This is a genomic window from Furfurilactobacillus rossiae, assembly GCF_013394005.1.
Lineage (GTDB): Bacteria > Bacillota > Bacilli > Lactobacillales > Lactobacillaceae > Furfurilactobacillus > Furfurilactobacillus rossiae.
In genome coordinates this window covers 717692-731159 of the sequence record NZ_CP040586.1, presented here as the reverse complement: position 1 = coordinate 731159, position 13468 = coordinate 717692, and the positions used below count along the sequence as shown (strand labels likewise).

Here is a 13468-nt window from a genome sequence, read left to right as displayed (position 1 = left end):
TAGGATTGATCACTCTAAACTTTTTGTGTGTTTAATTCTGCCGCTTCAACTGAAGATTTAGCCTCAGGCACACGTTTGATAATTCTTGCTGGGTTCCCAGCAATGACAACATTGTCACCGAAACTCTTCGTGACAACTGATCCGGCACCAACGACCACATTGTTGCCCAGCGTAACACCTGGCAACACGGTCACGTGACCGCCAAACCAAGCACTATCACCAATAGTAATCGGCGCACCAAGTTCGACATCCGCATTCCGCTCTTTAGGCGTTAACGGATGGATTGGGGTGTAAAGCCCAACATCCGGACCAAAATAACAATGACTCCCAATGGTAATGGGACACGTATCTAAAAAGGTATTGTCATAATTGGCGTAGAAATGATCCCCAATGTGAATGTTCCAGCCGTAATCAAAACGGAAGTTACTTTCCACAAAAAAGTGCGGGCCACTGTCTGCCAACAAATCCTGAAAACCGTGGTTACGTTTGTCATTGTCAGGTTCTGCATTTAACTTCTGTAATTGCTGACGAATTTCGACCCGGCGTGCAATCAGTTCGGGATCAAACTTATTGTAATTCTCGCCGGCCGTCATGATTTCACGTTGCGTTTTCATTGCTTTCATGTGTATAACGCTATCACTAATTCTGCTTTCATGCAAAAGCCGATAATCTAAAAATGCCCGTCTAACCGCATTAGTAAGCGGCTAGCAGGCAATTAAATTTGTTTTGAAATCCTAACTTTTTCATTCGAATTAGCACATTTCGATTATCGAATATGCTGACTTTTATTTATGAATTAGTGCCATTTTTAACCAGCGTAACCTCATTGATCGGACCGTACTTGGTACAGTTCAAGCTAATTATTCGCACCTTTTTCTAACAGTTTGCCCACAATCGGCAATTTGCCGAACTGATCAGCACCGTCGTTTGGCACCACAATCGTGTTCGCATTGGAATTAGCTAACTGTGAAAAAGCATTGATTGACTGGTTCTGAAAGTACTTGTCATCTGCGTTGGCTAACCCAGCTTGGACAGTATCAATCCGGTAACGTTCAGCATCGGCGCGGGTCCGCGTGGCAGTGGCCTCCGCAGAAGCTGTTGCCATTAACGCATCGTTTTTGGCCTTATTTGTCAATTGAATTGAGCGAGCTTCCCCTTCAGCCTGAGCAATGGCGGCCACTTTTTCACGATCAGCAGTCAGTTGTTTGTCCATCGCGGCTTGAATGGCCTTAGATGGTGTCAGCTCGTCAATGTTAATCCGGTCGACGTTAATGCCGTAAGTGTTGGTTAAATCACCAATAGCTAGCGTCAATTCCTGGTTGATTTTAGCAGTGGAACCCAGCGCCTCATTCAAATCCATGCGGCCAATAATGTCACGCAAATGACCACGCACGAGTTGTGCCATTGATTCTACAGAATCCGTGTTTTCATATTGGTATTTGACTGCATCAGTGACATGAAAGTTAAGCGTCAGGCTGGCCGACACGTCCGCATTATCCTTCGTGATAATGGAATAGTTAGGCAGTGCTAACGGTTCCATCGCCAGACTGACGTTGCGAATCTTTTGGAAAAATGGCAGATAAAAATGTAGTCCTGACTCTACGCTATGGCCGTAACGCCCCAACGTTTCAACTAATCCTTGGTTATTTTGAGGTACAATTTTAAATCCAAGCATAATAATTTCCCCCTTCAATGTGCTGAGTTTAGTCAGTGTTGTCGTAGTTTCGACATCTCACTATTTTCAAAAATCTAAAACTGTAATCCTGAAAAAATGGCACCTACGTGATTTTTTTCAACGTTAAAATATTGCCATTACTTTCCAGTACGGTGTAACTTGCCTTAGCATCCACTGGATCGTTGTTCTCAATCAAAAAGCGATAGTAAATCCCCGACAACTCTACTAACCCGTTCTTTTGATTCAACTGTTTACCCGCAATTGCTTGGCCAATAATTTGCCGATGTTCAAACGTGGTCTGTTTTGCACTAGCTGCAAGGATGGTCACAATGTGGGCATTCACACTCCGATTTTCACGATCAGCCGCTGCGGCCAAACGGTCATACAAATCTTCGTCGAGCCGCAGCAAAAACCGTTTTTCTTTCGGTTTATCCGCCATTGCTTTACTCCTTTCGATATCGATTCAATATTAATTTGATATCATGGTGATATTGTAATGCCGTTCAAATAAAAGTTCAAGCTAATATGCTTATAAATAGTTACAAAACATTAAAGATTGTCATGCAATTTAGCCAATCCGCACCGAAACGCCTATATTAAAGGCTTCAAAAAAATCGGTTTTTACAAGGAGTCTTTCACTATGGATATTCGTTCAGCAAATTTAGGAGATGTTACCGCCTTAATGTCACTTAATTCACGTGCCTTAGGTTATTCAACTGATAAGGCAACCACCGTACAGGCCTTAAAACGCGTTCTCAAGCAACACGACATTTTGTTGGTCGCTGAAGACCACCAGCACGTCGTCGGCTATGTACATGCCACCGCTTACCAAACACTTTATTTCGCACCATTACTAAATATCCTCGGCTTAGCCGTGTTACCCGAAGCTCAACATCAAGGCATCGGTCAACAGCTCATGCAGCATCTTGAACAACTAGGCAAACAGAATGGGTATGCTGGCATTCGTTTAAATTCAAGTACTACGCGAATCGATGCCCATCAATTTTATGAGCACCTTGGTTACATCAGCAACAAAACGCAAAAACGCTTCTTTAAGGCCTTAAATTGATGCCTTTAGTACGTTGCTCGTTACGTTTGTTAATTATCATAAATGGATGGAGCAATTTGTTGGCAGTTTCAGTTGATTACGATTAGTTTATTTATAACTAAAGGCTCAACTATTGCTATTGAAGTGACACCTGCCGCTACGCCGAACTCTGTCTCTGTTCGGCTGCACTCTGTAACATTTAGCTGTTTACTGGTAGCTTACAGAACCAGCTGATGAAGCAAAAAACAGCTACATGAGCTGGAGGGCGTCAACATTGATACCGAACCGTGAAAGTGGTGTTAATTCGAGAGAACTATTCGAATTTACACCACGGACGGGCGCAAAGACTCGGCTCCTCACGAGGCTTTGCGGCGAGGTGAGAAACTCCGGTTTTCAGGAGGTTTGAACCGGTCCCACGGCGAGCGTGTCAATGTTGACAACCGCAAGCGGCATACAATCGGCATATCTAAAACAATATCCATCACAGACAATGTTTGGCACACTGACAGCCTTTAGTTGATGATCATTCTGGAGGTGTCCACATGGCACAGTCAACGGAAAAAGTCACACTCAGCAACATGTTCAGGTTCGTCTTCGGCCAAGTTCTCAACCGAAAATGGCTGTTGATCCTAAACATCGTCGCGCTGACAGTTATTTCATTATTGGAATTCGTCATCCCCCAATACACGCAATACATCATTGACCACGTGATCCCCAAACATGACATTGGCCTCCTGACCGAAGTGGTTCTCGGCTTATTGGCAACAGCAATCGTCCTCGGAGTATTGTCATATGTATCAACGTATTACATGGGCGTCATGAGCCAAGGCGCAATCACAAACTTGCGCACCGAACTTTATCAGTCCACCCTTCAGCTAGACACCCAATTTTTTGAATCTAGTAAAACCGGTGATTTAATGGTGCGTTTAACCAGCGACATTAATAATCTGCAAAGCCTAATTTCAGCAAACATGCTGTCGATGATTGGCAGCATTATCACCTTTATTTTCGTTTGGATTTATATTTTTATTCTCAATTGGCAAATGGCAATTGCCATCACAATAACCTTTCCCTTTATGTTTTTGATCTACCGTATTTTTCGTAATCGCATCCACAACGCGTTTCGGGCTGCCCGTGCTTCACAAGCGCAGATGTCGAATCAAATGCAGAACACGTTGACACAAATCGATCTCATCAAAAGCTACACCAATGAAGAATTTGAGGAGCAACGGTTTGGCACGTTTGCGAACCAAAACAAGCAAGACATGATTCGGGCGACGCAAAACCAAGCCCTCTTTTCACCGCTCATTGATTTTGTGAATTATCTGGGCACCGCCATCATCCTCGCATTTGGTGCTTACTTTGTTATTCATCATCAATTAACAGTGGGGCAACTTGTTGCTTACCTGGCTTACGTTGCCATGCTTCAAGGACCAATTCGCGCCTTCACCCAAATTTTGAATCAGTTACAGCAATCGTTAGTTTCTTATGGGCGTGTGATGGACATCATGGCGTTGCGGCCAATCATTGTCGATCAGCCAAACGCGGTGCCGTTCCCAACAATGACTACAGGCGTGCAACTGAAAGATGTTTCATTTACCTATCCAGAGTCAGACCGACCAAGCACTGATACGATACCGGCCGCCGTCAGTCATGTCAGCTTCAATATTCCGTTTGGCAAAACGACGGCGCTTGTTGGCCACTCTGGTTCGGGAAAAACGACCCTGACAAAGTTGATTGACCATCTATACAACCTTGATGCCGGTGACATTTTATTCGATGACCGTCCTATTAGCCAAATTCAGTTACAGTCACTGCGCGAAAATATTGCCATCGTTTCCCAAGACATCTACATGCTGGATGGCAGCATTCGCGATAACGTCCGCTACGGCCGCAGCAATGCCACCGATGATGAAATTTGGCAAGTGATTGAAATGGCCGACATTGCAGACTTCGTTCATGGTCTCCCACAGGGACTGGACACGCAGATTGGCGAACGTGGTGTCAAATTGTCTGGCGGTCAAAAGCAGCGTTTGTCGATTGCCCGCGCTTTGTTGAAAAATGCGCAACTCGTCATTTTGGACGAAGCCACAGCCAGTTTGGATAACGAATCTGAAAAGACAATTCAACATGCGCTTGAAAATTTGATGCAATCACGAACTTCTCTCGTTATCGCCCACCGACTTTCAACCATCCACAACGCGGACCAGATTATCGTGATGGATCATGGTCAGGTGGTGGAACGAGGCACACATACCGAGCTACTGGCAGCAAATGGTCCTTACGCCAAGCTTTACAATGCACAGTTCAATTGATTCTGTTAGTTATGTCAAACGACAGCAAAAAAGACTCCGATAAGAATTCCTCAACGCCATGAGAAATTCTATCTGAGTCTTTTTATTTGGATAAAACTTTATTTGCTAGCGTGATGTTCCTGATAGTAACGACTGTATGCGTCGACACCCTTCATCGCCTCGACAACATCGGCCGCTTCAACGGTAAATGGCATCTGCACCATGGTGTCGTTTGGTGCCGTAGAGAGTTGACCAACCTGCATCAATTCCTCGTCACTGACATCTGGAATCTTCAAATCGGCAAACGTGGTTGGCAGACCCAATTCAAGGTCAAACTTCAAGAATTTATCAAACCGTTCCTGATTGGCACCTTCGAGATAAAGTTGCGTTAATGTCCCAAACGCAACCTTTTCACCATGAGTTAAGTCATGAATTGGACCATTTAAGGCAGTTAAACCATTATGAATGGCATGTGCAGCAGCCAGACCGCCACTTTCAAAACCGACGCCACTCATCAGTGTGTTGGCCTCAACGATTTTTTCTAGTGCTTTGGAAGCCGCATGATTATCAACTGAGGCAACAGCCTGCGTGCCATAGGCAAACAGTGTTTCCTCACACTTGGATGCAATCGCGTTACCGACCATTGTTTGTTTGGCACCCAACATCGTGCTACCAGCGCCACGCGCTACCGCCTGTGCTTCGACATTAGTTGCCAGTGCATCAGCAATACCAGACGTCAGCATCCGTACCGGTGCATTGGCGATAATTTTGGTATCGACGAGCACTAAATCAGGATTCTGCGCATAAAACCGGTAAGCGGAAAAGGTGCCCTCATCGGTATACAACACGGAGAGTCGTGAACAAGGTGCATCGGTCGAAGCCAACGTCGGCAAGATGGCAACTTTCACGCGGAGATTATCAGCAATTGCCTTAGCGCTGTCCAATGCCTTCCCGCCACCAAGACCGATAACTAGGTCAGCACCAAATTCTTTGCCAATTTCGGTTACTCGGTCAATTTCGCCAACTGACGATTCACCGTTAAACGGTACGTATTCCACGTTGATGTCATTGTCTTTCAGGTAATCAACATATTTCTGACCGGCAATTTTGTACGCCGTCGAGCCGGCCAATAACAACGCTTTGCGGCCCAAACGGGTAATGTATGAAGCACTATCAAATAACACATTTTTGCCCTGAACATACGTTGCAGGACTACCAAAAACACTCATCATAATGTGTATACTCCTTTGCGATTTACTTACAAAATCAGAATACACTTAATCTGTTGAGCCCTGCAACTTTGTCTAAAACAAACTCCCAAATGACCTAAGCGACTGGATTGTCGACCTGCCGAACCTTCTCTAGCACCTCATCAAGCTGATTAACCGCGACTTCATAATCTGGCATTTGGTTTTCACACTGCTCGTCGAATTGTTTCAAACCGCCGACCGCAAACGGATATTCGAATCGGTAAACGGCCTGATAAGCGCTAACAAAGTCCCTCCTCAGTTTGTCACTGTCAGTCCCATCAAATTGTAGTGCCAAATCAATCGTTCTGTAGTCGGTGTAAGCCAGCTCGAACTGAATAGCCCACGCTCGAATGAAATCGTGGCCTGCCTGAATATAAGTAAAATGATCGTTTGCCGTCGCCATTAAACGATTGACTGAATCCTGAACATCTACCATGTTTGTCGCTCTCCTTACTGTGAGTGATTTTCACCACTCTAACTAAACCATCACTAACTTAATTTTAAAAATGCACCAACATCAACCAGACTTTGCGTAAATCCTGGAAGCGTGTCTGGTCGGTTCCAGTCACGTTGCAGTTCACAGGCTAATTGGGCAATTGTCACGGGTTGAGCACCCTTGGCAGTCATCCGAGCAATTGCCGTTTCATGAGCCACAGTTGATGTTCCACCAACCGCATCAACAACTGGAAACACGTCATAGCCTTCCCTTAATGCATCCAATACTGGAAAGGTCAAACACGCTTCTGTCCACAGTGCCGCGATAATTATCTGATGTTTGCCCGTCGCCTTAATTGCCCGGTTAAAATCCACATCTTCCCAAGCGTTAATTGACGTTCGGTCATAACTGAGCACGTTTGATAGCAATGCCTTCAATTGCGGAATTGTATCTTGGTTGCGTCCGGTTTTAACGTTGACAGTGGACAAGATTGTTGGAATTTTGAAGGTGTTAATCAACGATTGTGTCGCAACAATATTACGAATCAGCTGAGCGCGAGCCATCGAATTGACTGAATTAATTTGTGTTGGCTGAAAATCAATCAACGCAAAAACACTGTTTTCTGGATTAAGTAATTCATCGTCAGTTGCAGAACGCTTTGCCATGCTAGTCATATCGACATTCTTCCTTTCATTCCTATGTTTGCAATCGATCAGTAGCCTAAAATTATAACTACTAACTGACTTAAAAAATAAGCCATTTAATGTGGATCAGCGAACATAACTGCTTGGTTGCTTTGGCAAGTTGGCTAACTTAATTAAATAGGGATGAAAATGATCAAAATGCAGCGTTGAGCGGTGGAAATGAGTGGGCAAACTGAATTTTGTGGACCATTCTTTATAGCGAAAACGCGATCCTGCCGCCCAGAAGTCTGTGCATAACCTTCTTGTCCTTTTATATTGTCGCAAACGCGCTCACACCACCTAAAGTCTGTTCGTTATTGGCGCTTTTTACTTTTACATAGCGAAAACGCGATCCTGCCGCCCAGAAGTCTGTGCATAACCTTCTTGTCCTTTTACATTGTCGCAAACGCGCTCACACCACCTAAAGTCTATTCGTTATTGGCGCTTTTTACTTTTACATAGCGAAAACGCGATCCTGCCGCCCAGAAGTCTGTGCATAACCTTCTTGTCCTTTTACATTGTCGCAAACGCGCTCACACCACCTAAAGTCTGCGCACAACAAAAAATGAATATCGCACAAGCACAAATCGCTTGCACGATATTCATTTTACGTTGTTGCTCAACTTTACCCGGCGGTGTTCACGCTCTACGCCTGCTTCGTTGGATATATCGTAAATTCGTTGACGTTAACGTCTTCTGGCTGGTCAATGGCGAAGTTCACGACTCGGGCGATGGCATCAGGGTTAATCCCCACGGCATCGTATAAAGCGTCCATCCCCTTGCGTGCCGCTTTATCGGAAATCGTGTTCAACAACTCCGTATTAATCGCCGCTGGATACAAGGTTGTCGTGCGAATGTTGGTGCCTTCACTAGCACTTTCCGTCCGAATCACTTCCATTAAGTTTCGAACAGCAAACTTAGTTGCACCATACACACCAGATCCAGGGAAACTCTTCAATCCGGCAACGGATGAGGTCGTAATGATGTGACCGCTTTTATTTGCTACAAAGTCTGGCATTACAGCGGCAACACCATTGAGCACGCCTTTGATGTTAATGTCGACCATGTCATTCCATTCTTGCGTGTGCAAGGCACTGATGGGCGACGTTGGCATAATTCCGGCATTATTGAAAATGACATCAACACCACCAAACGTGGTTTTAGCATATGCGACTAACGCTGCTACCTGTTCGGCATCCCGCACATCAACCGTTTGATACGCTGCTTGCCCGCCATCGGCTTTAATATCAGCAACGAGTTTTTCCAAACGGTCTTTACGACGAGCACCAAGGACAACTTTTGCACCATTTTTGGCCAAAAGCTTAGCGGTTGCTTCACCAATCCCAGATGAAGCACCTGTAATAACGACAACTTTATTTTTAACTGTCATTCGAATTCTCCTTTAAACTGACTAATTAATCTTTTGACAATGCATCATACGCTGCGTCACTGACCGGTTCCAACCATTCAGATGTCCCCGTGGTGATTGCGACATGACTAAACCAGCTGTCTTTTGTCGCACCGTGCCAATGCTTAACACCATCGTGAATGGTAACCACATCGCCTGGGTGCAGTAGTTGTGCTGGTTTGCCATTCTCCTGATACCAACCTTCACCACCGGTAACAAGTAAAATCTGATAACCATTGTGATGAATATGCCAATCATTGCGGCATCCTGGTTCAAATGTCACATTGCCAACATTCACATTGACATTATCGTCTGCACTAACCAAATTTTTTAAATAGCTTTGACCGATAAAATACTGTGCATAGGCGTCGTTTTTATCACCTTGGCCAAAAACATTTTGTGTATCAAATTTTTCGTTTGCCATTACTTATGTGTCTCCTCTTCATCTGACCAAATTTCCTTAGCGCGGTTAAATGCCGACCATGCCTTGGGCCACCCCGCGTAAAAGGCGAGGTGGGTAATTTCAGCAACAATCTCATCTTTTGTAATGCCGTTTTGTTTGCCAATTCGTAAATGAGCTTCCAATTGTTCTGTATTGCCGGCCGAAATAATGCTAGCAATCGTAATTAAGGAACGGTCATGAGCAGATAAAGCGTCTTCTTTGGACCAGACCTCGCCAAATAAAACATCATCATTTAAAGCAGCAAATTGTGGGGCAAAATCACCCAACTGTTTGCGACCTGCAGTTTGTTTTTTAGCCATGTTAAGTTCCTCCTCGATTAAAAACATAATGATTAACGCGATTGAATTCATTAAAGCACTTAAAGTGCACTTTAAGTAAAGTACTAAATTTCATAAAAATAAAAAAAGAGCGGCCTAACAGGTAATCTGCTAAGTCGCTCTAAATCAAAATTATAGAAATTCAAAATGCCTACACTGCCTGAAACACTCGTTGTGGTATCGCCCCAGATTAATCGAAGTCCCAACTGTATTAGCTGGAGGGCGTCCCCATTGATGCCGAACCGTGAAAGTATCGTTAATCCGGAATGCATTTTGCCGGATTTACAATACAGACGGTCGAAAAAACTCGGTTTTCCACGAGGCTTTGCGACGAGGTGAAATACTCCGAACTTAGGAGGCTTGAACCGGTCCCACGGCAAGCGTGTCAATGGGGACAACCGCAAGCGGCATTCACCGCTATCATTTATTCTTCATGATTCAAACTGGCAAGGTAATTGGCAAAGCCTTCGTTATCACTAATATGCCCGTCAACTTTTCCCTGATACCAATCTATCTTGTCGTTTAAAATCGTCATACTGTGCTGTAATTCCTCAAACTCCTGAAGGAAACCACGCCGCACATTCTTCAATAATTGCAACCGTTTAGTAATCGTCGCATCACCTTCGGCGCGCCAAGCTACATACTGTTTCAACTGTTCGATAGTCATTCCCGTTCCCTTTAAATGCAACAAGAATTTGATCCAGCTAGCATCTGCATCCGTATAATAACGTAATCCGTTGTCCGAACGATGTGGTTTGACCAAGCCTTCCTTTTCATAATAGCGAAGTGTTGGGCCTGACAACCCGGTTTTAGATGCAAATTCACCGATTCGATAGCGCTTTTCTGTTGCAACTGTCTTTGTCGCCATTAACTTTCCCTCCTAGAGGCTGAGATTCACATTAGTTAAAGCTGACTTTAACTCATAGTCCACAGTTTTGTCCACTCTTGTGTCAAAACCATTAGCCGTTGGCACCAAACAAGTTCAAAATCACGACGCCAACTAGAATGAAGCCAATCCCAATCACATTGGCCAAATTGACAGGTTCCTTCCAGAACAAAACGGCCACTAACGTTGACAACACAACGCCGATGCCGGCCCACAAAGCGTAAGCAATATTGAGATTGACTGTTTTCATGCACACTGCGAGAAAGTAAAAGCAGGTACCATATGCAATTAAAGCTCCTAAACTGGGCCATACTAATGTAAATCCAGAAGATGCCTTCAATAAATTCGTGCCAATCAATTCACCAACAATGGCTAAAGCCAGATATACATACCCCATTGTGACCACCCCATAAAATTTCTCTCGGTCTTCATCATGTCGCTAAAAAAAGCCGATGTAAAGCAAAAAGCCACCCGCAACGAGGGTGGCCTTCTGATAAATTTTTGGTCCGATTTAAGCATTAATCATTTGTGGTTTTGTCTTCCCAATCATCACGTTATTTATCCACAGGAAGTGAACCGTGATCTGATTGTTTGTGACTCTGCTCATTATGCATGACTGATTGTGGCGAATCCGTCTGCCGACGTGCCGGTTGAGACGATTTCTGTTGTTTACCTTCTTGATCATTGATGTGATCATCGAAGTAAGTTTGCAACCGCCGTAGTTCATTAACCTGCGATTCAATCGAACCCAACATCTCTGTTTGAATCTTTTGAATCTGTAACATGTTCGGTTGATCCTGTTGAATCATGTGGTCAACCTTGGAGTGCAGTACCCGAATTTCCTCTTCCGATTTTTGGTTAACGTGATAATCGTTAGCCGACTCCATCCGGTCATACTCGGCTGACCGGTTTTGACTCATCATAATGAGTGGTGCCTGAATTGCAGCAACCATACTCAAGAACAAGTTTAAAAGAATAAAAGGATAAGGATCGAAATGCACACCAAATAGGTGTAATGAATTAACAGTAATCCACAATAACATAATGAGAACAAAGGAAATAATAAAAGGCCAGCTACCCCCGAAGTGGGCAACAGCATCCGCAACCCGCTGACCAACTGTTAGTGAGTGTTCCAATTGCTGACGGACATCAACCACCTGATAGGTATCTTTTTGAAGTACCCGTGTAAGCTTTTGGTTCAGCTTATGATTCTGGCGGTAATCCTTCGCAATCATCTGATCCATCTTTAATAAACGGTAGTGGACCAAATGCTCACTACAGATAAAATCTTGGTTTGTCGCCTTTGGAAAGTCGAGACGAATCAACGCCCTCAACGGACCATCCAAATCTCCTAGGAAAACACCGTCTACGAGATCATATTCCTTATGATCAACGAGACAGTAAACCGTGCCGTTAAATTCTTGCATTAGACTAAAACACCTCAGTAAATGCTAAATTTCACGTGCGGCAAAGTTCACAGCATGGGTTAAATATCCAGTTATGAATTGCAAACACGCGGGACCGTCATCACTCGTTGAACATATATGATAATCTGCGTCTGACATAAAACCCACCTGCCTTTCCTAAGTTGAACTGAGTTATCGCTACAAACTCATTATAAAGGACACAGTCAAAGAAGTTCAAGCGAACCTACCCATTTCTGAGCGTTTTTTAATTAATTACGATAATTATGTTATAGTTCCCTAACTTTTACTATTTTACAGTCATGTCATAGCCTAGCTTCAAGGTGTCATGGACAGCCTGATAACCCGTTTGCTGATAGTAAACAGTTGCCATTTTCCGCAGGTCATATGAACGCTGATCTAATTTATTTTGACTTGGGATTGCGTATCCGTTTGTCATCGTCAACCCCATGATGTTAGCCAATTTGCTGGTTTGAGCGGTCTCGTCATGTAATGAATAAAAACTAACATCGTTGCCCACAATATTGGCAATAAACATGTCATCCATGGCTTTAGCCACTGGACTATAACTGTTAAACATAATGATTGGATGACCATTGTTAGCAATCCAATGATAATAAAATGTGGCACCGCCAGTACTATTCTTGGTGGCAAATAAAGTTTCCGGATCCTGCCCTTCCATAGCCCAATACGCCATAAAGGTCAGACTGGCTTGATCTGCCTCCGATAATTGCGTCATCGTGGCGTTATCGGCAGGCTTGGCCTTTACCACATCCGCAATTGGTGTGGATGGCATTGGCAAATCATCATCCCCAGCATCGTTGTTATTTGAACTTTCTGCAGTGTTATTAGCTGCTGAACTTGACGAGGTTGATGAAGAATTATCGGATGAGTCGTCATATCTTGTCCCATCACTGCTTGATCCACTAGATGCTGAATTTGTTTCGATCGGTTGTGCAATTGAATGACTCGTTTCAAACGGACTAGTCGCACGCGGAATTGCCTTAGTGACGGCGCCTAGACCCAGCCAGAGTGAAATAATTAGCAATCCACTAAGTAACAAACGCCGCAGACCAAACAACTGGCGCCGCATGACCGCAGGAATTGCGTAGATATCATGTGCCGATTCGTTTGCCTCTTCAACTTGCACTTCGTCTACTCGTTTCAGCAACAAAAAGCGCAGTAATGATGCGCCTAAGACACTAAAAAACATCAAGACTAAGGCCACGTTTCGTGTCGACGTGTGATCACTGAGAAACCAATTCATTGCCGCCCGGCCGTTTGGAAACGTTGTATACAGGTTGAACTGCTCACATAAGACCCACAATGCCATGAAGCCAGCCAGCACAAATAGTCCAATCATTATCCGCCGAAGGTACATTACATGTTGCCGGCGATAAATTGTCCGTACATAAAAACGCTGCGCACCGGCAATTTGAGTCGGTGTCGCCATTTTATCCGCCGTTTGGTGCCAGCGAACTAAGCGATGTTTGACTAGCCAAATGACAGTAGCCACTGTGACTACGCTCAGCACCACAATCATTAAAACAATTAACCATATTACCTGCCAAATTCCCACACGGA

At 44.2% G+C, this 13468-nt stretch carries 14 protein-coding genes and 1 pseudogene; 2 read left to right on the top strand and 13 right to left on the bottom strand.

Annotated features, from left to right (window positions below; translation table 11 throughout):
• Positions 1-14: 14 nt before the first annotated feature.
• From LROSL1_RS03435 to LROSL1_RS03425, 3 genes are all read right to left on the bottom strand, one after another.
• Positions 15-614 carry a sugar O-acetyltransferase gene (locus LROSL1_RS03435; RefSeq protein WP_178914914.1) on the bottom strand — a complete coding sequence of 200 codons (600 nt, stop codon included), beginning with the start codon at positions 612-614 and terminating at the stop codon, positions 15-17.
• Between the two features lie 242 nt (positions 615-856).
• Positions 857-1675 (bottom strand): SPFH domain-containing protein, encoded by an 819-nt coding sequence (locus tag LROSL1_RS03430; protein WP_178913771.1) that lies wholly within the window; start codon positions 1673-1675, stop codon positions 857-859.
• Between the two features lie 103 nt (positions 1676-1778).
• The gene (locus LROSL1_RS03425) at positions 1779-2114 is read right to left on the bottom strand and encodes a type II toxin-antitoxin system antitoxin (protein ID WP_017260562.1); all 336 of its coding nucleotides are present in this window, start codon (positions 2112-2114) and stop codon (positions 1779-1781) included.
• 201 nt (positions 2115-2315) lie between these two features.
• Here LROSL1_RS03425 and LROSL1_RS03420 point away from each other — a divergent pair, with 201 nt between their 5' ends.
• Together LROSL1_RS03420 and LROSL1_RS03415 are read left to right on the top strand one after the other, a co-directional pair.
• Complete coding sequence (locus tag LROSL1_RS03420; protein ID WP_178913770.1) at positions 2316-2744, top strand: GNAT family N-acetyltransferase; 429 nt, start codon at positions 2316-2318, stop codon at positions 2742-2744.
• Between the two features lie 521 nt (positions 2745-3265).
• Positions 3266-5038, top strand: a complete 1773-nt coding sequence (locus LROSL1_RS03415) for an ABC transporter ATP-binding protein (RefSeq protein ID WP_178913769.1) — start codon at positions 3266-3268, stop codon at positions 5036-5038.
• Between the two features lie 98 nt (positions 5039-5136).
• Here the strand turns inward: LROSL1_RS03415 and LROSL1_RS03410 are convergent, their stop codons facing one another.
• The 10 genes and pseudogenes from LROSL1_RS03410 to LROSL1_RS03365 all read right to left on the bottom strand — a co-directional run bounded on the left by LROSL1_RS03410 (position 5137) and on the right by LROSL1_RS03365 (position 13463).
• Positions 5137-6249, bottom strand: coding sequence for a glycerol dehydrogenase (locus tag LROSL1_RS03410; RefSeq protein WP_178913768.1), 1113 nt, complete (start codon positions 6247-6249; stop codon positions 5137-5139).
• 94 nt (positions 6250-6343) lie between these two features.
• Positions 6344-6703, bottom strand: coding sequence for a hypothetical protein (locus tag LROSL1_RS03405; protein ID WP_178913767.1), 360 nt, complete (start codon positions 6701-6703; stop codon positions 6344-6346).
• Between the two features lie 53 nt (positions 6704-6756).
• Complete coding sequence (locus LROSL1_RS03400; RefSeq protein WP_178913766.1) at positions 6757-7377, bottom strand: isochorismatase family protein; 621 nt, start codon at positions 7375-7377, stop codon at positions 6757-6759.
• A gap of 655 nt (positions 7378-8032) precedes the next feature.
• Positions 8033-8776, bottom strand: coding sequence for an SDR family oxidoreductase (locus LROSL1_RS03395; protein WP_017260568.1), 744 nt, complete (start codon positions 8774-8776; stop codon positions 8033-8035).
• Positions 8777-8801: 25 nt separating this feature from the next.
• Complete coding sequence (locus LROSL1_RS03390; protein ID WP_178913765.1) at positions 8802-9218, bottom strand: cupin domain-containing protein; 417 nt, start codon at positions 9216-9218, stop codon at positions 8802-8804.
• Positions 9218-9556, bottom strand: a complete 339-nt coding sequence (locus LROSL1_RS03385) for a carboxymuconolactone decarboxylase family protein (protein WP_017260570.1) — start codon at positions 9554-9556, stop codon at positions 9218-9220. The genes LROSL1_RS03390 and LROSL1_RS03385 overlap by 1 nt, the downstream gene beginning before the upstream one ends.
• Before the next feature lie 442 nt (positions 9557-9998).
• Positions 9999-10442: a MerR family transcriptional regulator gene (locus LROSL1_RS03380; RefSeq protein WP_178913764.1), complete on the bottom strand. Its 444-nt coding sequence runs from the start codon at positions 10440-10442 to the stop codon at positions 9999-10001.
• Between the two features lie 91 nt (positions 10443-10533).
• Complete coding sequence (locus LROSL1_RS03375) at positions 10534-10857, bottom strand: DMT family transporter (protein ID WP_017260572.1); 324 nt, start codon at positions 10855-10857, stop codon at positions 10534-10536.
• Positions 10858-11167: 310 nt separating this feature from the next.
• Positions 11168-11887: pseudogene (locus LROSL1_RS03370) on the bottom strand (DUF1003 domain-containing protein); the annotation flags it as partial.
• 286 nt (positions 11888-12173) lie between these two features.
• On the bottom strand, positions 12174-13463 hold the full coding sequence (locus LROSL1_RS03365) for a hypothetical protein (protein WP_178913762.1): 1290 nt from the start codon (positions 13461-13463) through the stop codon (positions 12174-12176).
• Positions 13464-13468: the final 5 nt, after the last annotated feature.

Coding starts and splice junctions, on each gene's coding strand:
- LROSL1_RS03375 (WP_017260572.1), bottom strand. CDS start 10,857: ATGGGGTATGTATATCTGGCTTTAGCCATTGTTGGTGAATTGATTGGC.
- LROSL1_RS03420 (WP_178913770.1), top strand. CDS start 2,316: ATGGATATTCGTTCAGCAAATTTAGGAGATGTTACCGCCTTAATGTCA.
- LROSL1_RS03380 (WP_178913764.1), bottom strand. CDS start 10,442: ATGGCGACAAAGACAGTTGCAACAGAAAAGCGCTATCGAATCGGTGAA.
- LROSL1_RS03395 (WP_017260568.1), bottom strand. CDS start 8,776: ATGACAGTTAAAAATAAAGTTGTCGTTATTACAGGTGCTTCATCTGGG.
- LROSL1_RS03430 (WP_178913771.1), bottom strand. CDS start 1,675: ATGCTTGGATTTAAAATTGTACCTCAAAATAACCAAGGATTAGTTGAA.
- LROSL1_RS03400 (WP_178913766.1), bottom strand. CDS start 7,377: ATGACTAGCATGGCAAAGCGTTCTGCAACTGACGATGAATTACTTAAT.
- LROSL1_RS03425 (WP_017260562.1), bottom strand. CDS start 2,114: ATGGCGGATAAACCGAAAGAAAAACGGTTTTTGCTGCGGCTCGACGAA.
- LROSL1_RS03415 (WP_178913769.1), top strand. CDS start 3,266: ATGGCACAGTCAACGGAAAAAGTCACACTCAGCAACATGTTCAGGTTC.
- LROSL1_RS03405 (WP_178913767.1), bottom strand. CDS start 6,703: ATGGTAGATGTTCAGGATTCAGTCAATCGTTTAATGGCGACGGCAAAC.
- LROSL1_RS03410 (WP_178913768.1), bottom strand. CDS start 6,249: ATGATGAGTGTTTTTGGTAGTCCTGCAACGTATGTTCAGGGCAAAAAT.
- LROSL1_RS03385 (WP_017260570.1), bottom strand. CDS start 9,556: ATGGCTAAAAAACAAACTGCAGGTCGCAAACAGTTGGGTGATTTTGCC.
- LROSL1_RS03435 (WP_178914914.1), bottom strand. CDS start 614: ATGAAAACGCAACGTGAAATCATGACGGCCGGCGAGAATTACAATAAG.
- LROSL1_RS03390 (WP_178913765.1), bottom strand. CDS start 9,218: ATGGCAAACGAAAAATTTGATACACAAAATGTTTTTGGCCAAGGTGAT.